This window comes from Pseudonocardia sp. CA-107938 (assembly GCF_050936315.1).
GTDB lineage: Bacteria > Actinomycetota > Actinomycetes > Mycobacteriales > Pseudonocardiaceae > Pseudonocardia.
The window spans coordinates 6,064,738-6,090,457 of the sequence record NZ_JBNJNA010000001.1; the positions used below are offsets into that span (position 1 = coordinate 6,064,738).

At 70.0% G+C, this 25,720-nt stretch carries 26 protein-coding genes; 12 read left to right on the top strand and 14 right to left on the bottom strand.

Annotated features, from left to right (window positions below):
• Positions 1-203: 203 nt before the first annotated feature.
• The 3 genes from ACQEVB_RS30015 to ACQEVB_RS30025 all read right to left on the bottom strand — a co-directional run bounded on the left by ACQEVB_RS30015 (position 204) and on the right by ACQEVB_RS30025 (position 2,736).
• Complete coding sequence (locus ACQEVB_RS30015) at positions 204-1,154, bottom strand: SDR family NAD(P)-dependent oxidoreductase (protein WP_432978492.1); 951 nt, start codon at positions 1,152-1,154, stop codon at positions 204-206.
• Positions 1,151-1,693, bottom strand: coding sequence for a nuclear transport factor 2 family protein (locus ACQEVB_RS30020; protein ID WP_432978495.1), 543 nt, complete (start codon positions 1,691-1,693; stop codon positions 1,151-1,153). The genes ACQEVB_RS30015 and ACQEVB_RS30020 overlap by 4 nt, the downstream gene beginning before the upstream one ends.
• Before the next feature lie 74 nt (positions 1,694-1,767).
• Positions 1,768-2,736 (bottom strand): alpha/beta fold hydrolase, encoded by a 969-nt coding sequence (locus tag ACQEVB_RS30025; RefSeq protein WP_432978498.1) that lies wholly within the window; start codon positions 2,734-2,736, stop codon positions 1,768-1,770.
• Between the two features lie 500 nt (positions 2,737-3,236).
• Here ACQEVB_RS30025 and ACQEVB_RS30030 point away from each other — a divergent pair, with 500 nt between their 5' ends.
• Complete coding sequence (locus ACQEVB_RS30030) at positions 3,237-3,434, top strand: hypothetical protein (protein ID WP_432978501.1); 198 nt, start codon at positions 3,237-3,239, stop codon at positions 3,432-3,434.
• Here ACQEVB_RS30030 and ACQEVB_RS30035 read toward each other — a convergent pair.
• The 4 genes from ACQEVB_RS30035 to ACQEVB_RS30050 all read right to left on the bottom strand — a co-directional run bounded on the left by ACQEVB_RS30035 (position 3,421) and on the right by ACQEVB_RS30050 (position 6,333).
• Positions 3,421-4,251 carry an enoyl-CoA hydratase/isomerase family protein gene (locus ACQEVB_RS30035; protein WP_432978503.1) on the bottom strand — a complete coding sequence of 277 codons (831 nt, stop codon included), beginning with the start codon at positions 4,249-4,251 and terminating at the stop codon, positions 3,421-3,423. The two genes, ACQEVB_RS30030 and ACQEVB_RS30035, sit on opposite strands and share 14 nt — an antisense overlap.
• 70 nt (positions 4,252-4,321) lie before the next feature.
• Positions 4,322-5,059 (bottom strand): enoyl-CoA hydratase/isomerase family protein, encoded by a 738-nt coding sequence (locus ACQEVB_RS30040; RefSeq protein WP_432978506.1) that lies wholly within the window; start codon positions 5,057-5,059, stop codon positions 4,322-4,324.
• 66 nt (positions 5,060-5,125) lie between these two features.
• Positions 5,126-5,629, bottom strand: a complete 504-nt coding sequence (locus ACQEVB_RS30045; RefSeq protein ID WP_432978508.1) for a MaoC/PaaZ C-terminal domain-containing protein — start codon at positions 5,627-5,629, stop codon at positions 5,126-5,128.
• Positions 5,626-6,333, bottom strand: coding sequence for an NUDIX hydrolase (locus tag ACQEVB_RS30050; RefSeq protein WP_432978511.1), 708 nt, complete (start codon positions 6,331-6,333; stop codon positions 5,626-5,628). The genes ACQEVB_RS30045 and ACQEVB_RS30050 overlap by 4 nt, the downstream gene beginning before the upstream one ends.
• 369 nt (positions 6,334-6,702) lie before the next feature.
• On the opposite strand from ACQEVB_RS30050, the gene ACQEVB_RS30055 reads away from it, so the two are divergent.
• Positions 6,703-7,326, top strand: coding sequence for an NAD(P)-dependent oxidoreductase (locus ACQEVB_RS30055; RefSeq protein WP_432978514.1), 624 nt, complete (start codon positions 6,703-6,705; stop codon positions 7,324-7,326).
• 412 nt (positions 7,327-7,738) lie between these two features.
• Here ACQEVB_RS30055 and ACQEVB_RS30060 read toward each other — a convergent pair whose 3' ends face one another.
• From ACQEVB_RS30060 to ACQEVB_RS30075, 4 genes are all read right to left on the bottom strand, one after another.
• The gene (locus tag ACQEVB_RS30060) at positions 7,739-8,509 is read right to left on the bottom strand and encodes an enoyl-CoA hydratase (protein ID WP_432978517.1); all 771 of its coding nucleotides are present in this window, start codon (positions 8,507-8,509) and stop codon (positions 7,739-7,741) included.
• A gap of 26 nt (positions 8,510-8,535) precedes the next feature.
• Positions 8,536-9,441, bottom strand: coding sequence for an SDR family NAD(P)-dependent oxidoreductase (locus tag ACQEVB_RS30065; protein ID WP_432978520.1), 906 nt, complete (start codon positions 9,439-9,441; stop codon positions 8,536-8,538).
• Positions 9,442-11,240: 1,799 nt separating this feature from the next.
• A complete protein-coding gene (locus tag ACQEVB_RS30070) occupies positions 11,241-12,128 on the bottom strand; it encodes an oxidoreductase (RefSeq protein WP_432978523.1) in 888 nt (295 codons plus the stop codon).
• Positions 12,125-13,054 carry an alcohol dehydrogenase catalytic domain-containing protein gene (locus ACQEVB_RS30075; RefSeq protein ID WP_432978526.1) on the bottom strand — a complete coding sequence of 310 codons (930 nt, stop codon included), beginning with the start codon at positions 13,052-13,054 and terminating at the stop codon, positions 12,125-12,127. Before ACQEVB_RS30075 ends, ACQEVB_RS30070 begins: the two co-directional genes overlap by 4 nt.
• Positions 13,055-13,136: 82 nt before the next feature.
• Here ACQEVB_RS30075 and ACQEVB_RS30080 point away from each other — a divergent pair, with 82 nt between their 5' ends.
• Positions 13,137-13,706, top strand: coding sequence for a TetR/AcrR family transcriptional regulator (locus tag ACQEVB_RS30080; RefSeq protein ID WP_432978529.1), 570 nt, complete (start codon positions 13,137-13,139; stop codon positions 13,704-13,706).
• Positions 13,707-13,861: 155 nt separating this feature from the next.
• Positions 13,862-14,377 carry a hypothetical protein gene (locus tag ACQEVB_RS30085; protein WP_432980650.1) on the top strand — a complete coding sequence of 172 codons (516 nt, stop codon included), beginning with the start codon at positions 13,862-13,864 and terminating at the stop codon, positions 14,375-14,377.
• Positions 14,378-14,519: 142 nt separating this feature from the next.
• On the opposite strand, the gene ACQEVB_RS30090 is transcribed toward ACQEVB_RS30085, so the two are convergent.
• Positions 14,520-15,470: a cupin domain-containing protein gene (locus tag ACQEVB_RS30090; RefSeq protein ID WP_432978532.1), complete on the bottom strand. Its 951-nt coding sequence runs from the start codon at positions 15,468-15,470 to the stop codon at positions 14,520-14,522.
• A 33-nt stretch (positions 15,471-15,503) separates the two neighbouring features.
• Between ACQEVB_RS30090 and ACQEVB_RS30095 the strand changes: the two genes are divergently transcribed.
• Positions 15,504-16,535, top strand: coding sequence for an NADP-dependent oxidoreductase (locus ACQEVB_RS30095; protein ID WP_432978535.1), 1,032 nt, complete (start codon positions 15,504-15,506; stop codon positions 16,533-16,535).
• 267 nt (positions 16,536-16,802) lie between these two features.
• Here the strand turns inward: ACQEVB_RS30095 and ACQEVB_RS30100 are convergent, their stop codons facing one another.
• Entirely contained in the window at positions 16,803-18,215 is a 1,413-nt protein-coding gene (locus ACQEVB_RS30100; protein ID WP_432978538.1) for an MFS transporter, read from the bottom strand.
• 86 nt (positions 18,216-18,301) lie between these two features.
• Complete coding sequence (locus ACQEVB_RS30105) at positions 18,302-18,646, bottom strand: SDR family oxidoreductase (RefSeq protein ID WP_432978541.1); 345 nt, start codon at positions 18,644-18,646, stop codon at positions 18,302-18,304.
• A gap of 786 nt (positions 18,647-19,432) precedes the next feature.
• Between ACQEVB_RS30105 and ACQEVB_RS30110 the strand changes: the two genes are divergently transcribed.
• From ACQEVB_RS30110 to ACQEVB_RS30140, 7 genes are all read left to right on the top strand, one after another.
• Positions 19,433-19,591, top strand: a complete 159-nt coding sequence (locus ACQEVB_RS30110; RefSeq protein WP_432978544.1) for a hypothetical protein — start codon at positions 19,433-19,435, stop codon at positions 19,589-19,591.
• 116 nt (positions 19,592-19,707) lie between these two features.
• Positions 19,708-20,613 (top strand): IS5 family transposase, encoded by a 906-nt coding sequence (locus tag ACQEVB_RS30115; protein ID WP_432978547.1) that lies wholly within the window; start codon positions 19,708-19,710, stop codon positions 20,611-20,613.
• 5 nt (positions 20,614-20,618) lie between these two features.
• Positions 20,619-21,113: a MaoC family dehydratase gene (locus ACQEVB_RS30120; protein WP_432978550.1), complete on the top strand. Its 495-nt coding sequence runs from the start codon at positions 20,619-20,621 to the stop codon at positions 21,111-21,113.
• 14 nt (positions 21,114-21,127) lie between these two features.
• Entirely contained in the window at positions 21,128-21,640 is a 513-nt protein-coding gene (locus ACQEVB_RS30125; protein ID WP_432978553.1) for a MaoC family dehydratase, read from the top strand.
• Entirely contained in the window at positions 21,637-22,569 is a 933-nt protein-coding gene (locus tag ACQEVB_RS30130) for an HpcH/HpaI aldolase/citrate lyase family protein (RefSeq protein WP_432978556.1), read from the top strand. Before ACQEVB_RS30125 ends, ACQEVB_RS30130 begins: the two co-directional genes overlap by 4 nt.
• A 40-nt stretch (positions 22,570-22,609) precedes the next feature.
• Positions 22,610-24,145 (top strand): class I adenylate-forming enzyme family protein, encoded by a 1,536-nt coding sequence (locus ACQEVB_RS30135; RefSeq protein WP_432978559.1) that lies wholly within the window; start codon positions 22,610-22,612, stop codon positions 24,143-24,145.
• A 36-nt stretch (positions 24,146-24,181) separates the two neighbouring features.
• Complete coding sequence (locus tag ACQEVB_RS30140) at positions 24,182-25,591, top strand: aldehyde dehydrogenase family protein (protein WP_432978562.1); 1,410 nt, start codon at positions 24,182-24,184, stop codon at positions 25,589-25,591.
• The last annotated feature ends 129 nt before the right edge of the window (positions 25,592-25,720 follow it).

A 25,720-nucleotide genomic window follows, 5' to 3' on the forward strand; every position in this document is an offset into this window, starting at 1 on the left:
TACCTGCTCGAACTCGACAGCGTCATGAGCTCCTCCAGCGAGCAGCGACTGCTGGCCGTGTCAGACGTGCACCGACGTCGTCCCGGCCCCACTCCGGCGACGGCGCTGCTGCGACACCCCGGTGCTCCGACCGTAGGACCCGCCGCCGTCGGCCCCGTCTGTGCAGCGACACCTGCTTGACGTGCGATCTCCCCCGGTGGTTCTCATCGACCCACCCCGCTGACGCCGCGCGGTGTCCGGGCCAGCTCGGCGAAGTCCGCCGGGGTCGTCGGGATGTGGCGGAACTGCTCGTGCGAGTTCTCCAGCACGAACGCACCATCCCGGTCACAGATGTCGTCGATATGGGCGCTGACGTCCTCGGCCGTCAGCGTCTCCGACCCCCACCCGCGGGTCATGTGGAAGCGGCTGAGCGCGACCCGGCCGCCCGCGGCATAGAGCACCCGCCCCTTGAGCCGGCAGGACTCGTGCGCGAGGTAGATCAGCGCGGGGACCACGCGGGTGGGCGACATGCGTTCCGCGTCCAACGCGGGGTCGACCAGACCGAAGTCGGGTGCCATCCCCGTCGCCGCCAAGGGCGAGATGGCGTTGATGACGATGCCCTCGACGTCGGCGTTGTCCTCGACGGCGCACTGGTTCATGGCCAGCACAGCACCCTTCGCGGCGGCGTAGGCATGGGCCTCGGCACGACCGAACATGGCCACCCCGGAGACGGAGTTGACGATCCGCCCGAACCCCTGTCCGCGCATGTGTTGCAGGGCGGTCGACGTCGTCCAGAAGGACGCCAGGTAATGCACGTCCAGCATGGAGCGGACCTGGGCGGTCGTGCCCTCCTGGATCGTCGAGACCCATGCGCTGCCTGCGTTGTTGACCAGGACGTCGAGCCGCCCGTGCTCCTCGATCGCACCGGTCACCAGACCGCGCGCGGCCGTCTCGACGGTGACGTCGGCCGGCACCAGCTGAAGGGCCAGCCCGGCTGCGGCGCTGCCGGCCAGCAGGGCGTCTGCCTCACCGGACGCCTGCGCCCTCGCCGTCGTCGTCCCTACGACGGTCGCGCCGCGCCGGGCGAGCTCCAGCGCGTACTCCCGGCCCAGCCCCGACGTCGCACCGGTGACCACGGCCACCTGCCCGTCGAACCGCAGCGGACCGCCGCTCACAGCGAGTCGAGCCGCAGGTGGCCTGCGATGGGACGGTCGAAGGCGTACGCGGATTGGATCGGGTTGTAGTACTCCCGGTACAGCGCGATCCGTTCGCCCCGGAGGTCGAACCGCAGCACGTACCGGTTGCGGTACTCGCGGCCGCTATCCATCGTCAGGTGGGCGGTGAACTCGACGAACACGCGGGTGCCGCCCTCCCCGACGCTGACCTCACCCTCCCCGATCCCGTGGGTGACACCCTCACCGGCGAAGGCCGCCGACCAGAAATCCCGCACCTCGTCAGTGCCGCTGTAGATGCGGATGGACCGACGATCGGTCCGGCCGGACTCGGTGAACGGCAGTTCGACGAGGCAGTCCTCGGTCATCAACGCGCACAGGGCCTCGAGGTTCTTCGCCGCGACCGCGGCGAAGAACCCCCGGACCACCGGGGCCCAGCCCGCCCCTTCCGCCGGACCGTCGACGCCCAGGTGGCGGTCGACCAGGCCGGCGAGGTCGTCCGTGCGGACGTCGTCCCCGGTCTGAGCCCAGGTGTCGATCATGGTGCTCTCCTGCCGCCGAGTGCGAAGGACAACCCGGCCGTCGTCGTGCGGTGGGGTCCAGACGTCTCGGGTCGTCAGGCCTGCGCGACGATCGAGGCGATCTCCGGGCGGTTCTTCGAGACCCCCGCGGCATCAGCGGTCTGCCGCGTGATCACACCGTCCCGGAAGAACTCCAGGAACAGCTGGTTGAACAGCTCCGGCTGGTCGGTCTGCCCCTGGTGGCCGGTGTCCGGCGGGTAGAAGCACTGCACGTTGGGCAGCGCCTTCTCCTGCTCGTATCCCCACTCGACGGGGCAGAGCACGTCGTCCTGCCCGTACAGGTAGACACCCGGAATCGTGAGCTTGTCGAAACGACCCTTCGTCGACAACCGAGCGGCGAGGTTCGGGTCCGAGAACGTCTGGTTGACGTACTCCATCATCGCCGCGAAGTACTCCGGCGCGCCCTCCACGTGCCGCTGCGCGGCACCGTGGCGCATGTCGACGAGATCGTCGGTGATCGCCTCGGACTTGTGGATGATGGCTCGCAGGTTGTCCCGCATGCTCTCGCGCGTGCCGTCGTAGTTCGGGACGAAGGATCCCGCGGGCCGCGGCAGCAGGTGCGCCGTCACATCCCCGAAATCACCCGCGATCAACGCGAAGCTCAGGATCTTCTCCGGATGCGCGGTGATGTAGTTCACCGAGTTCATGCACCCCATCGAGTTCCCGGCGATGTGGAACCGGTCCAGACACAACGCCGTCACGAACTCGTGGAGGAACTCGACCTGGGTGTGCAGACCCTTGGGCCGATGCTCCGGCGCCGTGTCGGACAAGCCGTAACCCGGCATGTCCGGCGCGTACACCCGGAAGCCGTGCGCCCCGAGGAAAGGCGCCATGAACCTCCACCCCGCCGTCGCCGACGAACCCGGCAGACCGCCGTGCAGCAACAGCACGGCAGGTCCCTCCTCACCCGCGGTCATGTAATGGGCCTTCGCACCACTCGCCAGGCGTACATACCGGCTGGCGAGGCCGTCGACCCTGATGATGCCCTCGTCCGTCAACGCCACAGCAGCTCTCCTCCGTCGAGTCCTCCGGCCCGCCACCGGTGCTCAACCCGGCGCCGACCCACCGATCCCGGTCGATGCCGGCGGCGGGGCTCACCACCGGGCGACTCGGAATGCAGCCTGGAGCCTCGCCGCCGCGGGGCGCAGCGAGCAACATCAGGTGCCACTGGGCGGAACCGAGCGTCCGGCCCCGACACCTGCGGCGACCCCATGCCCCGCCACGCTGACCTCGCTGCCGCCCACGGACCGACGCACTGTTGCCGAGGATGACGGTCCTGGCGCGCGCTCGAACGTCCTTCTCCCCGTCCCCGCTGGCACACGCCTCGGGCTGCAGCACGGCGTCCGCCCGGCCATCGCGCTCGGCATCAGCCTGCAGCTGCTCAACGCGCGGTGACCGGGGTCGAAGATCATCAGCTACGACGGCCCAGCCCCGCCCGGACGCGAGTGCCGGGTGGTTACCCAGGAACGGCTGGGACGCCGCTCCTCGGGACGTCGGTGAGATCATGGCCCGCGGCGCCGCACTCTTCCACGGCTACTACGAGCGATCGGACCTCACCTCGGCAGCGGTGCCGGACGGGTGGCTGTGCACCGGTGACCTCGACTACCTCGACGAGGACGGTTCCCTGCGATGCGAAGGTCGGCCGAAGGAGCGCATCATCGGCGACGGCGGTGCCCACTCAGGCTGCGTCAGCGTCCCGTGAAGTGGGGCCGCCGCTTCTCCGCGAAGGCTCGTAGACCTTCGGGCGCGTCGTGCGACGTGAGCAGGTAACGCATCACCGTCTCACGCTCGACCTGCGCCGCCGCCGCGGACCGTGCGTTCTGCGTCATCACTCGCTTCGCCTCCGCGAGCGCGAGGGGGCTGTGACCCGCCACCTCGACGCCGAAGTCGAGCGCCGCGGCCATGAGTTCGTCGTCCTCGACGACACGGTTGACCAGTCCCCACGCCAGGGCCTCCGCCGAGCCGAGCAGTCGACCGGAGAAGGTGAGCTCCTTGGCCCGGGGCAGCCCGATCACCTGCGGAAGCACGCTGAGCGCCCCTCCACCGCCCATCTGCCCGAAGTTCGCGTGACCGTCGCCCAACCGAGCCGAGCGGGCCGCGATGGCGAAGTCGCACGAGAGAACGAGCTCGAGACCACCCCCGACCGCCACCCCGTTGACGAGCGCGATCACCGGCTTGCCCATGCTCGAGGGCATCTCGAGGGCCTCGGCAACGTCGTCGAAGTAGCGCGGCAGCGCGACCGGATCGCGCTGCAGCGTCAGATAAGCCCGCAGGTCGCCCCCGGCACTGAAGGCACGCCCGGTCCCGGTGATCGCAACCACGCGAACGGCGTCGTCGGCCTCCAACTCGGCGAGACCGGCGTGCAGTTGACGGAAGGCCGCCCAGCTGAGTGGGTTGAGCCGGTCCGGCTCGTCGAGTCGGACAAGGCCGAGCTGCGCTCCCTGGGCGTCCGGCAGCTCGAGTCGCTCGACGACGACGATCCGCTCGTTCGGGGGGTCACTGTGCTGAATCACGGTCACGAACTTCCTCTGATCATGCCTACGGTGGTCTCTGGTCGCCCCGGCCGAGCCGTCGGCAGACACCGTCGAATCACGAGCGGCCGAGCAGGCCCTGGACCCGGGACTCGTCCTGGAACGCGGCCGGAGCGTCGGCGAAGGGACGCAGGTAGTCCTCGTGCATCCACAGTGCGGCGGTCGGCGACAGCCCTTCCACCGCATCCCACTCCCGCCGCATGACCGACACGGCAGCCCGGTCATTGACCGCGATGGCCGCGGCGAGCTCGAGAGCGCGTTCGACGAGCTCCTCGTGCGGGACGATCTCGTTCACCAGCCCGATGCGGAGCGCCGTCGCGGCATCGACTGTCATACCGGTCAGTGTCATCTGTCGCGCCCAGGCCGATCCCACCCGGCGCTGGAGGGCCGACATGAGCTCGGCATTGCCGTAACCGATGACCTGCAGCTCCGTGTCACAGAAGCTCGCGTGGTCGGACGCAACAGCGAAGTCCGCATTGGCGACGATCGCGAGACCACCGACGACGGCGGGACCGTTGACCGCGGCGATGATCGGCACCCGCGACGTGCGCATCTCGGCCCAGCCCACCTCGTAACCGCTGTTGGGCAGATCAGCCGGGTCGAACCGCAGGTCGAGCCCCGAACAGAAGCCGGGGCCCGCGCCTGTGATCACGATGCAGCCGTGTTGCTGTCCCGCGAAGAGCGCCGCCCCGAACTCGCCGTTCATCTCGGTGTGGAAGGCGTTGCGCTTCTCGGGCCGGTCGAGCACGACCAGCAGTACGTCTCCGTGAACCTCGGTACGGACGAAGGACTCCACGACAACCTCCTGGCGCTCGGGCTCCATCACCCCTTCGGACAGCGGACTCGATCAGCCGGATGCGCCTCACCGGGGCCCGTCGTGGACCAGGGCGCCGTGCCCGCGAAGACCTCGACACCGTGATGGTTGACCATCCGTAGATCGAGGTCGAGGACTACGTCCCCGGCCGGGGCGGTCGACGAGTGGCCGGCGGTGAAAGACGGGGCAAGCTGTCCCCTGGCTGGACCTGGCCGTGAACCGGCCGCCGAACCGCGTCACGTTCTCGATCCCGACGACGTCGCCGAGCAGGGTGCCCGTCACGGCCATTGTCAGCATGCCGTGGGCGACGACGCCCGAGAGGCCGACGGCGTCCCGAGCGTGCCGCTCGTCGGTGTGAACGGGGTCGACGTCGCCCGTGGCGCCCGCGTGCTGGACCAACCACGATCGGCCGGGTGGTGCTCGGGCACGTCGCCCCCTGTCGTCGAGCGGAGCCGACCACTGGTCGTGCGGACGACGCTGGGCGCGACCGCAGGCCGCGCCCAGGACGAATTCCGATTCGCGGAACTCTCCTCGCAGAACCGCTCGGCTCACGTCGACGGCGTCGCAGCGGTGGCGGGGCGTGGCGAGGTGACGACGACGACCTCACCGCCGCCGGACACCGCGACCGAACCATCCGGATGACGCTCGATCTGGGGCTCGACCACGCTCATCGAGCGCCGTGGTGCCGCCTGCAGCACCGCTGCGGCACCGCCGGCGTCGCGAAGGGCCCGAAGGGCCACCACGGTCGGCGGGAGGAGCCATGTCTCGCCGCGCTCACCCGACGCGAGAAGGTCCGCCACCCCGACCCAGCCCGCCGAGGACGCCTCGGTGTTGGGCGCTCCGACCTCGAACGACGACGGGAGGACGGCGACGAAGAACCAGGTGTCGTAGCGGCGACGCTCGCTCGCGGGGGTGACCCAGCGCATCCAGGGGATCAAGCTCCGGTACGGCACCACAGAGCGGCTCGCAAGGAGGTCGGCGAAGGCCGTGCGCCCCTCCTCCAGCGCCTGGCGGGCGCCCAGGTCCACCAACGTGGGCTGTTCGCCCAGGAGCACGCCCGCCTCCTCGACGACCTCGCGCAGGGCCGCGGTCGCCAGGGATCCCGCGACCAGGTCGTCCACACCCAGCCGGGCCGCCCACTCGCGGCCGTCCGCGCCGTCTCCGAGCCGAGCGGCGCCGTCGGACGGCTCGACCCGTCCGCCGGGGAACACCGAGGCGCCCGCGGCGAAGGCCATGCCGGCGGGTCGGTTCATCATCCACGTCTCGAGACCGCGGCTCCCATCCCGCACCAGCGCGACCGTCACGGCCGAGCGGGGGTGGGCCACCGTTCCCGCCTCTGCTCCGACACCGCGATCCCGATCGCCACGCACGCCGGTCACGTCCCGGTCCACTTCGACACGAGCGCAGAGTCTGCCCGCTGTGTCGATCGGGGGACGTGCCCCGTTCCGCGGAGAGGAACCACGGGCTGCGCACCGCGGGAAGGTGTTCGAGGCACGCAGCGTGCGCTCCTGGGCGGAACCCCGAACCCGAGCGCGTGCACGGGCCTGTTCCGGACGATAGAACGCCGAGTCGACCGACCCTGCGCCGGTGCACAGACTCAGGGCATGGGAACTGGACGAGAGGGCGTGACTCCGCTCAAGGTCGCCGTGGTGGGCGCTTCGGGTGCGGTGGGGCGGCTGGTGGTGGAGGAGCTCGTGCAGCGGGGGCACTCCGTCACCGGACTCTCCACCCACCCCGACCGGATCCCGAGCGCGCCCTCGGTGACCGCCGTCGAGGCCGATGCGAACGACTCCGCGACCCTTCCCACGCTGCTGGCCGGGCACGACGTGGTCGTCACGTCGATCCAGTACGCCAAGACCGACCACGCTTCCCTCATCCGGTCGGTGCGGGAGTCGGGCGTTCCCCGCTACGTCGTCGTCGGCGGATCCGGCACCCTACTGGTGCCGGGCACGACGACACGGATCATGGACACCCCGCAGTTCCCGCAGTCCTACCGACCCCCCGCCGAAGCGGCGGCGCACTTCTTCGACCTCCTGCAGGTGCAGGACGATCTCGACTGGACCATCCTCTGCCCTCCGCCCGCCTTCTTCGAGGGCGAGCGGACCGGACGGTTCCGGCTGGGTGAGGACGAACTGCTGTCCGACGAGGACGGAAAGGCCGCGATCTCCTACGAGGACTACGCGATCGCGTTGACCGACGAGATCGAGCAGGCGCGGCACTCGCGGCGCCGGTTCACCCTCGCCTACTGAGGCTCGGTCACGAGGTCGGCCGGCCGCGCGGGTGCGCCCCTCATCCGACCGGGCGCCGCAGTACCCGCCTGGCGAGGACGTTCCGCTGGATCTCGCTCGAGCCGTGCACCGTTGCCGATCGACGTGACCGGGGCGATTGCGGCCATCGCGGCCATCGCGACCGACCTGGGCTATCCGTCGAGCCGGCTGCGGGCCTTCCCACTCGCCGCGCGGACCCGGGTGCGCGCAGCGCGGGTCCAGCAGCGCCCCGACGGTTCGAGCCGGGTTCGCGAGCGACCGGTAGCGCCTCCCGGCGATCGTCGCCGTGCCGGCGCTGGGGGCGTCGAGCCCCAGCACCATCCGCGAAGGCCTCCAGCGGACGGAGGTGTCGTGTGCCGGGGCCGACCGGAGCGCCCCTCCCCCCCGCGTCAGCTCAGGCGAGATCCGCACGGTTGCGCAAGGAGGCTGTGACCCGACCTGCCTCGACCGCGCCGGGTGGCAGCGAGGCGAAGTACTCCATGCCTCGTTGCCGCTCCATCGGCAGTGCGTCCCCCAGCGTCATCAGCAAGCCGTCGTCGATGATCTGCTTGTACGCCTGTACGACCGCGCTGTCGTTGTCAGCCATGGTCTGTGCCAGCTGCAGAGCTTCGTCAAGGAGCACGGCCGGTTCGACAAGGCGGTTCACCAAGCCGTACTCGCATGCGCGGGAGGCCTCGACGAAGCTGCCGGTGAGCGAGATCTCCTTGGCCCGCTGGGGCCCGATCTGGCGCGCCAGCCGTTGCGACACGCCCCAGCCGGGCAGCAGGCCCACCCGGACGTGCGTATCCGCGAACCGTGCGGTGGTCGACGCCAAGACGACGTCGCAGCAGAGGATGAGCTCCACGCCACCCGTGATGCACAGACCGTTCACCGCGGCGATGATCGGCTTGCGGAACCGGGAGATGGCGAGGCCGACGTTCGTCTCGGGCTTGTTCAGCTCCTCCCCGCCACGTGCTGCCTCGTGAAGATCCATGCCCGCCGTGAACGCCCGATCACCCTGCCCGGTGAGCACGACGGCGCCGATGGTGTCGTCGCCGTCCGCGTCGTCGAGCGCCCGGATGAAGAGGCGGATGAGCTCGCTGGAGAGTGCGTTGTGCTTGTCCGGACGATTGAATGTCAGCAGCAGTACCCGGCCGTGGCGCTCCTGCAGAAGCGGTGTTCCCAACGTCGTTCCTTTCGCGTCGCGGGCCGTCAGATCAGGTCGATCCCGCCGCCGACATGGAGGTGGTCACCGGTGACGTACGCAGCGAGGTCGCTCGCGAGGAACTCGACCACGTTCGAGACGTCGTCCGGGGTGCCGGTGCGGCGCAGGGGGATGGTTGCGGCCGGATCAGCCCCGCCCAGGCCCGGCCGCGAGGCGGCGAGTGCCTTGATGCGGGCGGTTTCGATGAGCCCGGGCGACAGCGAGTTGGCGCGGATGCCCTCGGGCCCGAGCTCGACGGCGAGCGAGCGCGTGTAGCGCACAACCGCAGCCTTGGCCGCCGAGTAGAGAGCCAGCCGGCCGCCGGCCGATTCGGTCTCGACGCCGATGGTGGCGATGTTGATGATGCTCGCGCCGGGCCGGCGGAGGTAGGGGGCAACGGCCCGGCAGCAATTCACGGTCGACACCAGGTTGAGGTCGATGACGCGGCGCGTGTCCTCGGCGGTCGTGGTGGTCGGAGTGCTGCGCTCGTACGGCGTCACGGCCCCGCCCGCATTGTTGACCATGATGTCGATGGTCGTCCACTCGGCGACGACGTGCTCGATCGCTGCTTGGGTGGCAGCGGAGTCGGTCAGGTCGACCTGCACAGCGATGCACTCGACCCCCAGCGCCCGGATCTCGTCTGCCACCGTGTCGGCGTCGAGCGTCTCGTTCCAGCGCTTAGCGATCTCGAGGTCGATGTCGAAGATCGCGACGTCGGCGCCGTGCCGGGCCAGCCGGAGCGCGTGCGATCGGCCCATGCCGCCGGCGCCGCCCGTCACGATCGCCCGCTTGCCCGTGAAGGAGTGTTCCATCGTCGTCGTGCCCTGCCTTCTACCTGGGAGATGCCGGCGTCGTTCCGTTGAGGCGACGAGCCGTGGTGGAGCCGTTCTGGGCACGATAGGTTCGGCAGGCACCGCGTCTGCAGATCGGGTTTCGGATGGCGGAACCGCCCCACCGCTGCTGCAGCCGCCTCTGTCGTGCGGGCATGGCCGCAGCTGAGTCTGCCGACGACGTCGATGTGCTGGTGGTCGGCGCCGGCCGGTAGGGCTCACGCTCGCCATCGCTCTCGGGCGACGCGGCGTGCGAACCCCGTTGATCGAGAAGGACTCCGGCACCGAGGCGCGCGGCTGCTGCGCGCGAGCTGGCGGGCCCGCGCTCCGGTGGTAATCGCGATCCGGTCGAACGGGACGCGACCACCGTCGTCGAGCAGGATCGAACGAATCCCGACGGGCATCCTCTGGGTCAACCAGTGGGCAGCAGGTGACTTCGGCCGGCACAGGGAGCCGGCCGGCGCGAGCGGTTTTGGCGCGTCCAGGGGGGCCGGCTCTCCTTCGATGCCGCGACAGGCCCGATGGCCCCTCCACCTCCCGACGGCGGAAGCCGCCGTACGGGCTCGCAGTCGCTCGTTCGCGGCGGGACCGTCCTCGATCCGCACTCCGGCAACGCCACCGGCGCTGATGTGGTTGTCGAGGATGAGCGCATCGACGGCGACCGCAACGATCACGTTCGCCGCCGGTCCCCACGCGTGGCCCATGGCCGCGCACGGGCGAGACAGCCTTCATATCCCCGCGGTACGGTCGTTGCGTGGTCTCACAGTGGTCGCATCGGGGTCAGGAATGCCGGGCTGGCGTCCGGGGACCGCATGGGGACCAGCTCCCCTGCACGCTCCGCCGGGCCACACACGTCCTGCTCCGTCGCGAACGTGCACACACGCACCCGACGTGCAGGAACGCTTACCGCTCCCAACTGGGGGTCAAGGGGTCGCAGGTTCAAATCCTGTCGTCCCGACGGCGAAAAGGGCGGTACCTCACAGCACGAGGTGCCGCCCTTTTGCCTGCCCTGACCTGGGCAACCACGGGATGCGCACCATCATGGAGTGATCGTCTTCCGAGCCGCACGAAGATCGCGTCCGGCGGCGCCTGGGGACCACGTGGGGACCAGGGGCCTTCAAGGTTCGAGCGCACCGGTTGCCGCAAGCTCGTGGCCTGCGGTTGCGCGGGCGCCGGCCGCGCTCTCACCGAGAGACTCCCGGCGTGTCGCGCCGACCGACGTGCCGGCGCCGACCCCGATCTCCGTCCCGCGCTGCGACGCGAGCCTCGACCGCATGCCCGTCGCAGCTGCGCCGAAGCCAGGGCAGCCACGGTCCCGCCATCGCGCGCCTACTCAAACGGCGCCGACCGAGGTGCGGGTCCACAGTTCCCGATCGGCGGAGGAGGGAGACACGGCAAAGCTGGAGGTTCACGGGCTGCCAGCCGGTCACCCGTCGTGCTCAACCCGCTCGTCGTCGGCGCAGAGACCCCATCCCCGGAGAACTCGCGCGCGAGTTCGATGTCGCCTTTGACGGCGGCGCCCTCATGCCCCCCTACGGCTGCACGGAGGTCGTGGCGGCGGCGTGCTGCCACCCCGGGAACGGCGCGCAGGCTCTGACGGAACGGCCGCGCTGGACGGCATCCGGATCAAGCTGGTCGACGCCGACGGCGAGGAGGTGCCGACCGGCAAGGAGGGCGAGATCTGCTACTGGGGTCCGGGCGCGATCCTCGGCGCTCGGCGACATCACCGACTTCCTGCGCGAGAAGGACAGCTCGCTGCAGAAGCCGCCGGAGAGCCTGCTCTGCGACGTGGCCAGGCAAGTTGAACCGGATGGCGTCAGCTCTCCCCGACCATCAGCGTTGCCGACGACAGCGGGCTGCTGCCGGCGATCGCGGGCGCCGGGTCACTGCCCCGCCGCGCCGTCCGCCACCTCGAACCGGGTCCCCGTGAGCTCCTCGGACACCGTCCACAACCGCGCCGCGACGGCGGCGTCGTCGGCCTTCGCCGGCCACGGCCCGATCGCGGCGGAGCCGCGGACTCCGAAGACTCGGGGGCCGGCGAAGCTGGCTCCGGGCACGTCACCGGTCGCGGCGAGCAGGGTCGGGCGGGCGCCGGCCGACGGCCGCTGGGCGAAGAGGCGCGTGCTGACCGCGGCGGTGATGTCGGCGATCGGGTTCCCGGTGGTGATCGTGAAGCCGGTGGCGGCCCAGCCGGGATGGGCAGCTGTGGCGATCACCTGCGATCCGGCCGATGCCAGACGGCGCTGCAGCTCGGCGACGAAGAGCAGGTTCGCCAGCTTCGACTGCCCGTAGGCGCCGAAGGGCTTGTACCGCCGCCGCTCCCAGTGCAGGTCGTCGAAATCGATGTACGCCTTGCGGAGTGCGCTCGAGGCGACGGAGACCACCCGTCCGGTGATCCGGTCGAGCAGCAGGTTGGTCAGGGCGAAGTGGCCGAGGTGGTTCACCCCGAGCTGGAGCTCGAACCCGTCGGCGGTGTGCTGGAGTGCAGCGGTCATGGTGCCCGCGTTGTTCACGAGCAGATCGACCGGTTCGCCGATGCCGGCGGCGAACTCGCGGACCGACGCGACCGAGGCGAGGTCCAGCGCGCGGGCCTCGGCCTTCCCGCCGATCTCCCGGGCGACTGCGCGGCCGCGGTCCAGGTCCCGGACGGCGAGGACGACCCGCGCTCCGCGCGCGGCGAGCGCGGCGGCGGCCGCGCGACCGATCCCGCTGCCGCCTCCGGTCACGATCGCGGTGCGGCCGGTCTGGTCGGGGATGTCCGTGCTGCTCACAGCGTCACCACGATCTTGCCGTGGACGTGCCGGTCGGCCTGGAGCGCGACGGCGTCGCGGATCTTCTCGATCGGGAAGGTCGCCGCGACGGGGACGGTGATCGCGCCGGCGGCGACCGCGTCGGCGATCGCGTCGAGATCGGCCGACACCGCGGAGGCACCTCCGGTGGCGCGCACCCCGCCCGGCGGCATCGGCCCGGCGGCGATGGTGGAGATGCGGTCCGCGGGCACGCCGAGCGCCAGTGCCGCTTCCGCGGTCTCGGTGCCGAACAGGTCGGTCGCGGCGGTGATGCCGCCGGGGGCCACGTCCCGAACCCGCTCCACCAGGCCGGGGCCGTGCGCGACGGGCTCGACGTCCCACTGCCGGAGGAAGTCGAACGTTCCCGGTGACGCGGTGCCGATCACCCGGGCACCGGCGCGCTTCGCCAGCTGCACGACCAGCACGCCCACCCCACCGGCAGCGCCACCGACCAGGACGGTGTCACTGGACCGAATATCGATGGCGGCGAGTGCGGCGGCAGCGGTGAGTCCGGGGGTCGGCAGCGCCGCGGCTACCTCGTCGCGGAGACCGTCGGGTGTGCGGACGAGCCGGAACAGCGCGGACGGGCCGGTGTCCACGACGGCGAAGTCCGCGGCGGCCCGCGCCATCGCGCCGCCGTACACGCGGTCGCCCACCGCGAAGCGGTCGACACCCTCACCGACCTCGTCGACGACGCCGGCCAGGTCGCAGCCGAAACCGGCGGGCAGGCTGATCCCGAACGCCGCGGCGATCGAAGGCGTCGAGGAGATCAGCCAGTCCATCGGGTTGAGGCCCATCACGGTCACGCGGACGCGCACCTCCCCGGAGCCGGCATGGGGCTCGGGCACCTCCCGCACGTCGAGGACCTCCGGCCCACCGAACCGCTCGTACACGACAGCACGACTCACGACAGCCTCCGAAGGCGCAGTGAAGAGACTTGGTCTCATCACCGTACACGAGTGACGAGACTTGGTGCCGTAACATGGCGGCATGGCCCGCTGGAAGCCCCATGCGCCGGAGCGGCTGGCGACCGCGGCCCTTGAGCTCTTCGAGGAACGCGGGTACGACAGCACGACGGTCAACGAGATCACCGACCGCGCCGGGCTCACCAAGAGCTCGTTCTTCCGCCACTTCACCGACAAGCGGGAGGTCCTGTTCGACAGCAGGGCCCTCTCCGACGCGCTCCTCGACGGCATCGCGGGTGCGCCGCCCGAGGCCGCCGCGATCGACGCCGTGGCTCGCGGCTTCGGCTGCGCCGGTGACGCGGTCTTCACTCCCGAGCGCCGCGAGTTCCTCGCCCGCCGAGCCGCCGTGATCAGTCGGACCCCGGAGCTGCGGGAACGGGAGGCGCTCAAGGAGATCGGCCTGGTCGATGCCATGATCGGCGCCCTGCAGGAGCGCGGCGTGCCGCACCTCACCGCCCGGGTGGTGGCGGTGCTCGGGGCGCTCGCGTTCACGATCGCCTACGAACGTTGGCTCGACCCCGCTGCCACCGACACCTTCCCCGAGATCCTGCAGGTCGCGCTCCGCGACGTGCGCGCAGTCAACCTGCCAGGCTGAGTGAACGGTCCGGCAAGACGACCGTCGCGGCGAACCCGACGCTGATCAAACAGGCACCGGGGCGGATCGCTCATCCTGACCAGCTCGATCTCCGGACTGGTCGCGGAGCCCACCTCGTCCACTACACGGCGAGCAAGCACGGCGTGAACGGCCTGATGCGCACCCTCGCCGTCGAGCTCGCCCCCTACCGGATCCGGGTGAACTCGGTGCGTCCCTGCACCGTCCGGTCACCGATGATCGACAACGGCACCCTCTACACGCTGTTCACCGGCGGACACGATGCTGCCACCTGGGCGGACGTCGAGCGGCCAGCACGGCGCAAACGCGCTCCCCGTCCCGTGGATCGAGCCGGCGGACGTGTCCAACGCGGTCCTCTACCTCGCATCGGAAGAGACCCGGTACGTACGCCACCGGGACGACCCATGTCGTCGATGCCGGGTACTCGCTCCCTTCAAGAGGCGCTGACTCGGCCCGCGGACCTCGACGGCACGAGCGGGCCACGGGGCCACCCCCGACGGCTTCCGCGCGATGAGCGAGGGAGACGTGGCCGGGAAGATCATCTTCGCGTGATGTGCTCAGGCCACTGCGGTCGCACAGGCCGCGCGGATCGAGGGCTCTGCCGTGGTCACCCCGCACCAAGGATCGCTACATCCGCACACCGGCAGAGATGATCAACCGCCGGTGATCACGAGACCCTCACGACACACCCGGACGAGGCCGTCGATCACGCAAGGTGGGCAAGATCCAGATCAGAGTGCTACAGCCAGCGGCCCGTCTCTGGCGAATGCCGGTCCCCCCTATAGGAAGAGCATGTCAAGGGATTGAGGCCGACAGGCGGTCGTCGTCTCGCCGCGCGGCGCGGAATCGGCCAGGCGTCACACCGTGGGAACGGGTGAAAGCCCTGCTGAAGGCGGGGACCGACATGTAGCCGACCGCCGCGGCTACGGACTCGACCGGGTCCCGGGTCTTGCGCAGGCGGACCGCGGCCAGGTCCATGCGCCACTGCGTCAGGTAGGCGGCGGGGCTCTGCCCGGTGGCTGCCAGGAACCGACGGGACAGGGTCGCCCGGGAGACGTGGAGAGCGGAGGCCAGCGTTGTGGTGGTCCATGGCCGTGCGGGCTCGGCGTGCAGAAGTTCCATCGCGCTGTGCACGAGCGGGTCTTCGAGCACGCCGAGCCAGGTGCCACGATGTCCGGACCGAGTGGGCAGCCAGGCCCGCACGAGCTGTACGAGCAGGACGTCGACCAGGCTGTTCAGCACCGCCCTTCCCGCCAGCCGTGGGTGGCTCAATTCTCGTCCGAGCATCCGGACGGTGTCGTCGAAACCGGCCTCGCCCTGGTCCCCGCGGATGTGCACCACCTCCGGCAGCGCGCCGAGGACCTGGGTGTGCACGGTGTGGTCGCAGTCGTAGCTGATGGTGAGGATGCGGGTGCGGGCGGGCTGCGACCCGAGGCGGATCACCTCGCCCGCCTCGAACGCCCGAGCGACCACCGCCGGATCGGCTACCGAGGTACCCGTCGCTGGCGCGCTGCCGAGCACGTGCGACGGCCCGCCCGGCATGAGCACCACGTCTCCCGCCGCGAGCTCCAGCCACTGTGGCGGCGAGTCTTCGAGACCGAGCCAGGCGCTGCCGGCGGTGACCACGTGCAGGACCGCCATGGTGCAGCCTGCCACCGGGACCGACCAACTCCCGCCCGCCTCCATGTAGGCGCCGATCGTGCCGCGCACGCCGGAGATCTCCAGCACATCCGCAATGAGATCCATGCAGTCATGCTATGACGCAAACGAGCAAGATTCGTGAGCATTTCGAGCCTTATACGCTCACGAGCCGCTCCATACGGTGAGTTCATGACGACCGAAATCATGCGGGCGCTCGTCGCGACCGGCTACGGCGGTCCCGAGCAACTCACGATCGCCGAACTGCCTGTCCCGCGCCCCGGCACCGGCCAGACCTTGGCGAAGATCGCCGCCTCGACGATCAACCCCACCGACCTGCGCGTCATCTCCGGTGGCTTCCGCGACCTCGTCGAGCTGCAGTTCCCCTACACACTCGGTAACGAGTTCGCGGGCACCGTCACCGAAGCCGGACCGGGCGTCACCCGTTTCCGTGCGGGCGATGAGATCTTCGGCCTGGCCCTGCCCCGCCAGCTACGCCTCGCCGCCGACCCCGTACGACCGTCGCTGAGCACCGGGGCGCTCGCCGACTACGCGGTCTTCGAGGCGGACACGCCCGCGCTGGGCCACCGCCCGGCCGCCCTCGGCGCGGAGCAGGCCGCGTCCCTGCTGATCGCGGGCGGCACCACGCTGGCCCTGATGGACACGGCGAAGATCCGCCCCGGCGAGTCCGTCCTCGTCATCGGCGCTACGGGCGCGGTCGGCCTGACGCTGATCCCGGGCCTGGCCGCCGCCGGTGCGGAGATCACTGCGACCGCCCGCACCACCGAGGCCGTCAACCTGCTGCACAGCCTCGGCGCCCACCACGTTGTCGGCTACGACGACTACCCCACCGGCGTCGACGTCGTCCTCAACCTTGCACTCTTCCCCGACGGCCTCCCCGCGGCGGCCCGCAGCCTGCGCCCTGGCGGCCGGCTGATCTCGATCATCTTCCCGCCACCGGAGCTCCAGCAGCTGGAACGCGACGACGTGGAGCTGGCCTTCGTGATGCATACGGGCGACGAGACCAACGGCGCGCGGGCCGTCGCCGAGGCCGCGATCGCGGGCCGGCTCTCCACGCCGATCGCCCGCCGGTACTCACTCGACGACGGCGTCGAAGCGGCGATCGACTATGCGCGCCGGCACCCGCTCGGCAAGATCGTCGTGACCGTCTGAGCAGCGACCCCGCCGACGAGCGCACATCCCCCAGTCACGGTGGAGACCCATGAGAGCGACGAGGCGACGGGCACGCGGCGGGCTCCGACCTGGCCGCGCGGACGGCCGGGTCGTCGTGACGGCGAGCCACGGCGTCACCGGCCGGTCGGCGCGCCGGCCCGAGCGCCTCGACTGGCTCGTCGAAGCGTCGTGCGATCTTGACGTCCGAGCCGCGCACCACCTCGCACAGGATCCACCACCCGAAGTCGCCGAGCACCGTGAAGGAGGTCATGGGAGCTGCTCCCGGGCAGCACCGGGTACGTCCTCGGAGATGACCTCCAGGGACCGGTTCCGCGTCCGTTCGCCGAACAGGCCGATCACGAGGCCGGCGAGGATCGCGGCTGCAGCGAGGCCGGCGAAGACGGTGCTGCTGCCCAGTCCGGTGAGCAGCGACGCGATGAGGAAGGTGCTGGCGAAGGTGGCCAACCGCCCCGCGCCGTTGCCGATGCCGGCGCCGAACGCCCGCAGCCGGGTCGGGAAGATCTCGGGCAGGTAGGCGTAGGTGCACGCCACCCCAGCCTGCATGAACAGCACGATGAGGAAGCCGCACACGAGCAGCACGGCGTAGCTGTCGACCACGGCGAACGTCACCAGCAGCACTGCGAGCGCGATGTTGACCAGCAGCATCGCGGTGCGGCGCTCGATCCGGTCGATGAAGAGCATCGCGAGGAGCGCGCCGGGGCAGGCGGCGATGCTGACGATCGAGCTGAAGGTCAGGCTCTGGGCGGTGGTGAACCCGTTCTCGACGAGCAGGGTCGGCAGCCAGGCGTTGAAGCCGTAGAACATCGACACCGCCAGCACCAGGTAACCGCTCAGGACGACCAGGCGCCGGCCGAAGGGCGCGCGGAACACCTCCCGAGGCGTCGCCGGCAGCGGGGCAGGCTGCGGCTCGACCGGGGGCAGGTCGGCACCGGTGCGGCGGCGGGTTTCCTCCTCGAGCCGCGCGATCAGCGACTCGCTCTCGGCGCCGCGGCCGTTGGCGGCGGTCCAGCGGACGGACTCCGGCAGGATCCGCAGCGCGACGACGGCGGCGACGATGCCGGTCGCGCCGAGCACGAAGATCCAGCGCCACGAGCCGTCGCCGTGCGGGACCACCCAGCGGGCGAACCCGGCCATCGCGGGGATGCCCAGCAGGCTGAAGGCCAGCACGAGTGCCTGTACGCGGCCGCGGGTCCGACGCGGGAACATCTCCGAGATGTAGGTCAGCAACACCACGGTCGCGGCCTGCAGGCCGACGCCGGTGAGGACCCGGTATACGGCGAGGTCGACCACGCCGACCGCCACAGCCGAAGCGAGCGAACTCAATGAGTAGAACAGCGTGGCCGCGACCATCACGCGCTTGCGCCCGAACCGGTCGGCGAGCCGTCCGCCGGCCACCGACCCGACGAACATGCCGAGGAAGGACGCGGCGGTGATGAGCCCGACGTCGCCCACCGACAGCCCCCACTCCTCGCGGATGGCGGGTGCGGCGTACGCGAACGTGTTGAGGTCGGCGAAGTCGAAGAAGAGCAGCAGCCCGAGGACGACGAGCCATGTGCGGTGCGATCGGGTGAGGACCGGGATGCGTTCGAGCCGGTCGCTGGGAACCGATCCGGTGGGCTCGGACGGATTTCCGACCGTCACGGGGTCGTGCTGCGTCATCGTTCCTCCGCAGTGAGGCGTCCCGCAGGGCGGGCGTTTGGATGTGATGGCCGCCCCGATCGGGGTGGTCCCGGTGGGCAGCCGACTCAGGCGATGCTGCGGCCGCGGTCGACGTCGAGACAGACCTCGGTGAGGAAGCCGGCCTGGTCCGAGGCGAGGAAGAGCGCGGCGCCGGCCACGTCCTGTGGAGCCGCCGGACGGCACATGGGGAACCCGGCCACGATCTGCGCCCGCACCTCGGCAGGGACGTCGTCGACGCCGAGCGAGTGCCGGACGAAGCCGGTCGCCTTCGTCAGAGCCACCCTGTCGTGGTCGGCGGGACCCGCGACCGCTACCCACGTGTCCCGCGTCGACAGGATGTCGAACGGCGACAACAGCGGGAGGGTGTTGTCGGGGGTCGACTCCCCCACAGCGGCGACGCTGAGCGGCATGGACACAGCATGACGGGCAAAATAAGTTTGTCAACCATATAATTGTTGATCGACGTGCAGATTCTTGGGTATTCGGCCGATCGGGTTGCCCTACCGGAGGTACGTCGACGGACCGGCCGCACCGCCCCGACCATCAGCACGCACAGCGCCGCCATCCCTGGTCGGCGACCGCTGCCAGCTCTGCTAGGACCACCGCACGATCGTCGAGGCGCCTGCCGGTCAACCCACCCCTGCGCGGCACCCGCGGGTCGCGCACCGCGGACGCCCAGCACAGGATCCCGCGCACGGGATCGACGCCGACCGCGTCCGAGCTGGTCCGGCATCGTGGGCAGCGCCTCGGCATCCCTGCCGTCCCGTCGACGGCTCCGAGCGCGCCCGCTTCGGCGCCGGCCGATGGTCCAGATGCGCCCGGGCCGCGGGCCAGAAGGTGGGCGGCGTCCATGGTGGCGAGGTGTCGTAGGCCGCGGCTGTCATGGACTGTGGCTTCCAGGCCGGTACTGGGACGGCGCTCCCGCCCACTGAAGGTGCGGCCGGCAGCTCGGTGATGGTCGGCGTCGGCGCGGTGGCTCCCAGCCCCCTGAGGGCCGCGAAGCTCGCCGGCGCCGAGACCATCCGGCCGCCACCAGGCCGGTCCTCGCCATCCCGCGACCGAGGTGCGCAGAACTATGTTGTCGAACAACTAGTTTCCGGGTAGTGTCGCTACTCGACCTGCTCTCGCGCAGCTGTTCAGCGGCCGGTTTACCGGGGCCTCAGGCCCCGATCGCGAGGACGAGATGAGAGACCACCATGGATTTCGATGACCTCCCCGAGGCGCCCGCCTACCGGGCCAAGGTCGACCGGCACCTGCTGGGCACCGGCACGTGCCACCAGGACCGGGTCGCCCACCTGCCGCGGAAGGACCGCCAGTCGCTCGACGAGTCGGCACCCACACTCGAGGAGGTCTAGCGTCTGTTTAGAAAGTGGATCTTCGTTGCTGGTCTGGGCGCGTCGGTCCGCGGAGATGAGTGAGGTCTCCGGTAGATGGGTCAACGACCAAGAAGACCATCACCACCGGAGACCTCGTGGGCACCGTACCCGCGGGCGCCCGTCACGACCTCACTGACGCGCAGTGGCAGCTGCTCGAGCTGCTTCTACCTGCGGATAGTGGACGTGGACGGCCCCGAAAGTGGACCAGACGGCAGTTGATCGACGGGATCCGCTGGCGGACCCGCGCGGGCGCCCCGTGGCGGGACGTGCCTGAGCGGTACGGGTCCTGGCAGTCGATCTACAGCCTGTTTCGACGCTGGCAGCGCGACGGTGCCTGGACCCGGATCCTGCAACTGCTTCAGCAGATCGGTGACATGGCGGGGCTGATCGGGTGGGACGTGTCGGTGGACTCCACGATCGTGCGAGCACACCAGCATGCCGCGGGCGCTCGTCGGGATCCAGCCAGTCAAGTGGAGCCGCCAGGGCCTGAGCCGGCCGACCATGGGCTGGGCCGATCCCGCGGCGGGTGGACCACCAAGCTGCACCTGGCCGCTGAGCAGGGACGTAAGCCGTTGTCGATGCTGGTCACTGCCGGGCATCGGGGAGACAGCCCGCAGTTCGTGCCGGTGCTGGAAGGCATCCGGGTGCTGCGCCCGGGGCGAGGTCGGCCTCGGACCCGGCCGGACCGAGTCCTGGCCGACAAGGCGTACTCGTCGCGGGCCAACCGCGCTTACCTGCGCGATCGCGGCATCCGGGCAACGATCCCGATCAAGCATGACCAGCAGGCCCACCGGCTCAAGCGGGGATCACGCGGCGGGCGGCCTCCGAAGTTCGATCCCGAGCTCTACCGCCAACGACACGCTGTCGAATGCAGCATCAACCTGCACAAACAACACCGAGGGTTCGCCACTCGCTACGACAAACTCGCCCTCCGCTTCGAAGCCACCACCCAGATCGCAGAGATCAACATCTGGCTCCGCCGATTAGTAAACACGGGCTAGCCGCCATGACCAACCCAGATCCCGACTTCAGCACCTTCCCGGTCTGCGAGAAGGGCAACAAGTACGAAGACTTCGCCGTCGGCGACACCCTGCCGCACCACTGGGGCCGGACGCTCACCGCTGGTGACAACGCGGTCTTCAGCACCGCGACCTGCACGTGGCATCCGCTCTACCTCAACGCGGACTTCGCCCGCCAGCACGAGCACCCCGACATGGTGGTGAACCCGATGCTGGTGCTGTGCACCGTCGTCGGGCTGTCGGTCGAAGACCTGTCCGAGGCGGGTGGTCCGTTCCTCGGGCTCAACGATTGCTCGTTCCACCGGCCGGTCTATCCAGGCGACACCCTCGTTGCCCGGTCGACCGTCCTGGACCGGCGCCAGTCCTCGAGCTACCCGGGCGTCGGGATCGTCAGCTGGCGCACCGAGGCGTTCAACCAGGACGGCGAACTGGTCGTGGACCTCGTTCGAACCAACCTCGTCGAGCTCAGGGAGGCGGCATGACCCCGACCCAGTTCGTGGTCCCGACCGACGTCACCGACACGGCCGCGGCGACCTCGACCCTGCTGAGCCAGACCGGCTGGTTCGAGGACTTCGCCGTCGGCCAGCGGATCCGTCACGCCCGCCAGTCCACGTTGGGTGACGTCGAGGCGTCGTTCCTGGCCAAGCAGGCCATGAACACCGCCCAAGCGCACTTCAACGAGACCTTCCTGGACGGACACCCGCTTGGTCCGGGTCGGCTCGTGTTCGGGCTGGCGACCATCTCCACCGTCTTCGGACTGGCCGCGCAGGACACCACCGAGCACTGCCTGACGGAGCTGTCCTATGACCGGATCAGGTTCCGTGCACCGGTCCGCCACGGCGACACCGTCTCTGCTTACACCGAGGTCATCGCAGTCGCGGACGCAGACCGGCCCGATGCCGGTGTCGTGACGTTCCAGCACTGGGGCGTGCGGCAGGACGGCGTCGTGGTGGCCGAAGGTCGCCGCACGGTTCTCATCAAGCGCAAGAAGCATTGGAGTCCCTCATGAGCGAGCGTCCGCAGCGGCTTCGTCGCAGCGAGTTGTCCACGCCCGGCACGAGCCCGAAGATGATCGGCAAGGCCGCCGCCAGCGCGGCCGACCTGGTCTTCCTCGACCTCGAGGACTCCGTGGCACCCGCTTCGAAGGCCCCGGCACGCGCCAACATCGTGGCTGGGCTCAACGAGCTCGACTGGGGACGCTCCGTCCGGGCATGCCGAGTCAACGGCGTCGACACCGAGTGGTGCCACGACGACATCATCGAGATCGTGACCGGTGCCGGCGCCAACCTCGATGTCGTGATCGTGCCGAAGGTCAAGGGACCCCGTGACGTCTGGTTCGTCGACGACCTCCTCACCCAGCTGGAGCTCAAGCTCGGCCTCGAAAAGGGCCGGATCGGGCTCGAGGTCCTCATCGAGGAGGCCGAGGCCCTCGCCCGCGTCGAGGAGATCGCTGCCTCCTCGGACCGGCTCGAAGCCCTCATCCTCGGCGTCGGAGACCTCTCGGCGAGCCAGGGCATCCGGATCGGGCACATCGGCGGGACCGGGAGCGGCGATGGACCCGGATATCCGGGCGACATCTGGCACTACGCCCGCAACCGGATGATCGTTGCGGCCCGTGCGAAGGGCCTCGACGCCGTCGATGGCCCCTTCGCCAACATCGGCGACCCGGAGGCCTACCGGCGCGAGGCCCGTTGGGCCACGACGTTGGGTTCGGTCGGGAAGTGGTGCATCCACCCGACCCAGATCGCGATCGCCAATGAGGTCTTCGCCCCCACCGACGACGAGATCAAGCAGGCCAGTGATGCGGTCGACGCGGTCCGTGAGGCCGAGGAGCAGGGGTTGGGTGCGGCGAACCTCAACGGGATGATGGTCGATGCAGCAACTGCCCGGGTCTTCCAGGCAGTCCTGGACCGTGCCGACATGTGCCGGTCACGCTGATGGGCGCGGCCGTCGGAGCCACGAGTGAGGCGGGCGTGTGATGCGGCCGATCGACATCCTGGACCAGGCGACCGAGTCGGCGCCCGATCGCCTGCTCCTGGTGTCCGACTCCGAGGCGTGGACCTACGCCGAGGCGCGTCTTCGTACCCGGCTCATCGCGGGCCGGCTGGCCGCCGACGGGTTCGAGGTGGGCGCACATGCGGCTGTCCTCTCTCCCAACTGTGCCGATGCCGTGCTGTTCGCTCTCGGGGCGATGCGCGCCGGACTGGTGTGGCTGCCGATGAACCCTCGCCACAGCGACACCACCAACGCGGGTCTCCTCGAACATCTGGACTGCGACATCCTCTTCGTCCACTCGAGCCTCGCCGAAGGCATCCGTGACGCGATGACCCGGGCGCGCGTCCGCGTGCGTCAGGTCGTCGTGTTCGATACCGAGACCGACTCTTGGCTTGGCGGCATCGACCCCGTGCAGGCGCCGACCGTGGACGCGGCACCTGACGACGTGGCAGCGATCTGCGCCACGAGTGGCACCACGGGTGAGCCGAAGGGAGTCATGCTCACCAACCGCAACTTTGATGCGTTCAGCCGCACGTACCAGCACATGCTGGGCAACGCGACGCCTCCCGTCTGCTTAGCCGCGGCGCCGCTGACCCACGTCGCCGGCCGAATCTGCTTCCCGATCATCGCCCAGGGCGGCACCATCGTGGTCCTTCCGCGCCCCGAGCCCGGGCTGGTCATCGAGGCGATCGAGAAGCATCGCGTCACCGAGTTGTTCCTGCCGCCGACCGCCATCGGATCGTTGCTGGAGCATCCCGCACTGGCGAACGCCGACCTGAGCTCGCTGCGCTACCTGTGCTACGGGGCGGCGCCGATGCGGGTCGAGATGCTCAAGCAGGCTCTTGCGACGTTCGGTCCGGTGATGGTGCAGGGATATGGCCAGACCGAGGCACCGATGATGATCGCGATGATGCGTCCCGAGGACCACTACCTCGGCGGGCGGATCGCACCCGACGAACGGCTCCGCAGCTGCGGGCGCGCCACCCCGGCCGTGGAGATACGGATCCTTTCCGGCGAGGGGAAGCCGGTGCCGACCGGCGAGGTCGGGCACGTGTGCGTGCGCGGCGAGATCGTCATGAAGGGCTACTACAAGGACCCAGACGCGACCGCCGAGGCATCGCGGTTCGGCTGGCACCACACCGGCGACCTCGGCTACCTGGATGAAGACGGGTACCTCAACCTGGTCGACCGGGCCAAGGACATGATCATCACCGGGGGGTTCAACGTGTACTCCGCCGAGGTCGAGAACACCCTCGCCCTCCATCCAGCCGTCGAGGAGGTCGTCGTCATCGGCGTCCCCGACGACAAGTGGGGCGAAGCCGTCACCGCCCTGGTCAAGCTCAACGACGACGCAGTGACCGACGAAGAGCTCGTCGCCTTCGCCAAGAAGGAGCTGGGCAGCGTGAAGGCTCCCAAACGCATCGAACGCTGGAACGAGTTCCTGCGCAGCGACACCGGCAAGGTGCAGAAGAAGGCGATCCGGGACCAGTTCTGGTCCGGCCAGGCACGACGCATCTGAGTGCACTCCGCGACGTCGTCAGAGAAGGAACGAAGGATGAAGCGCTACGAGCACTGGATCGCTGGGAAGTGGACCGCGCCCGCCGACGGCGAGTACCTCCCCTCGCACGTCCCCGGCGAGAACACGGAGCTGGTGTGCGAGATCGCCGCCGGCACCCCCGACGACATCGATCGCGCCGTCGCCGCCGCGCACGAGGCGGGCGCGGGGTGGCGGGACCAGAAGCCTGGCGCGCGCGGGCGGGTCCTCGCTGCCGTGGCGACCGCGATCCGTGACAACGCCGCGGAGCTTGCGGAGCTCGAGAGCGCCGAGACCGGAAAGCCGGCCTGGCAGGCCCCGCTCGAGGTCGAGGGCACGGCAGCGTACTTCGACTTCTACGCCGGTCTGGCGAACCAGCCGGGCGGCGAGGTGATCGACCTCGGCCCCGGCATGATGGGTTACACCCGTCATGAACCGTTCGGCGTGGTCGGCGTCATCACACCGTGGAACGCTCCGCTGAACCAGGGCGCGCGAGCGATCGCGCCGGCTCTCCTGGCCGGCAACACGGTCGTGGTGAAGCCTTCGGAGTTCACCTCGGCGACAACCCTGCGGCTCGGGGAACTCGCGTCGGCTGCCGGCCTTCCTTCCGGTGCCCTCAACGTCGTCACCGGCAGTGGCCTCCAGGCCGGTGCAGCCCTCGTGCAGCATCCGGAGGTACGGAAGCTCGCGTTCACCGGCTCGGTACGAGCCGGGCGCCAGATCGGTCATCTCGCGGCCGACAAGATCATTCCCCTCACCCTGGAGCTCGGCGGCAAGTCGGCCAACATCGTTTTCGACGACGCAGAGGTCGAGGCTGCGGTGCGCGGTTCCATCATGGCCTTCGTGACCAACGGTGGGCAGATCTGCAGTGCCGGGACCCGGCTCCTGGTCGCGCGCAGCATCCACGACCAGTTCGTGAAGGCGCTGGTGACGGAACTGGAGTCCACGGTCGTCCCAGGGCATACCTACGGCCCGATGACCACTCGAGCGCAGTACGAGAAGGTCTTGGACTACTACCGCATCGCCCAGGAGGACGGCGCGACCCTCGCGGCGGGTGGCTCCCCGACCGGCAACGGCTGGCTGGTCCCGCCCACGGTGTACACCGGCGTCACCAACGACATGCGGATCGCGCGCGAGGAGGTCTTCGGACCTGTCCTGACGGTGACGCCGTTCGACACCGAGGACGAGGCTGTCGCCTTGGCCAACGACAGCGACTACGGCCTGGCTGCCGGGATCTGGACCACGAACCTGAGTCGCGCGCACCGGGTGGCGGCGTCGCTGCATGCCGGCCAGGTGTACGTGAATGCATGGCAGGCCGGGCTCGTCGAAGGGCCGTTCGGCGGGTACAAGGCGAGCGGCTACGGGCGGGAGAAGGGCATAGAGGCGCTGCACCACTACAGCCAGACGAAGTTCGTCGCCATCACGCTCTGACAACGCCAGCCCTCCCGCGCCGCAAGCGCACGCGTAGTGCCCGAGCAGCCCCTCTGAGCAAGTCCCGCTCGCGTAAATAAGTTAGTCGACAAGCAACTACATTATCGGCAGGCTGGTGACCGCGGTCAC

Excerpts from the sequence above, each read along its gene's own strand:
- ACQEVB_RS30020 (WP_432978495.1), bottom strand. The coding sequence starts at position 1,693 with ATGATCGACACCTGGGCTCAGACCGGGGACGACGTCCGCACGGACGAC.
- ACQEVB_RS30030 (WP_432978501.1), top strand. The coding sequence starts at position 3,237 with ATGGCCCGCGGCGCCGCACTCTTCCACGGCTACTACGAGCGATCGGAC.
- ACQEVB_RS30050 (WP_432978511.1), bottom strand. The coding sequence starts at position 6,333 with ATGATGAACCGACCCGCCGGCATGGCCTTCGCCGCGGGCGCCTCGGTG.
- ACQEVB_RS30080 (WP_432978529.1), top strand. The coding sequence starts at position 13,137 with ATGGCCCGCTGGAAGCCCCATGCGCCGGAGCGGCTGGCGACCGCGGCC.
- ACQEVB_RS30085 (WP_432980650.1), top strand. The coding sequence starts at position 13,862 with ATGCGCACCCTCGCCGTCGAGCTCGCCCCCTACCGGATCCGGGTGAAC.
- ACQEVB_RS30090 (WP_432978532.1), bottom strand. The coding sequence starts at position 15,470 with ATGGATCTCATTGCGGATGTGCTGGAGATCTCCGGCGTGCGCGGCACG.
- ACQEVB_RS30100 (WP_432978538.1), bottom strand. The coding sequence starts at position 18,215 with ATGACGCAGCACGACCCCGTGACGGTCGGAAATCCGTCCGAGCCCACC.
- ACQEVB_RS30105 (WP_432978541.1), bottom strand. The coding sequence starts at position 18,646 with ATGCCGCTCAGCGTCGCCGCTGTGGGGGAGTCGACCCCCGACAACACC.
- ACQEVB_RS30110 (WP_432978544.1), top strand. The coding sequence starts at position 19,433 with ATGGATTTCGATGACCTCCCCGAGGCGCCCGCCTACCGGGCCAAGGTC.
- ACQEVB_RS30120 (WP_432978550.1), top strand. The coding sequence starts at position 20,619 with ATGACCAACCCAGATCCCGACTTCAGCACCTTCCCGGTCTGCGAGAAG.
- ACQEVB_RS30130 (WP_432978556.1), top strand. The coding sequence starts at position 21,637 with ATGAGCGAGCGTCCGCAGCGGCTTCGTCGCAGCGAGTTGTCCACGCCC.
- ACQEVB_RS30135 (WP_432978559.1), top strand. The coding sequence starts at position 22,610 with ATGCGGCCGATCGACATCCTGGACCAGGCGACCGAGTCGGCGCCCGAT.
- ACQEVB_RS30140 (WP_432978562.1), top strand. The coding sequence starts at position 24,182 with ATGAAGCGCTACGAGCACTGGATCGCTGGGAAGTGGACCGCGCCCGCC.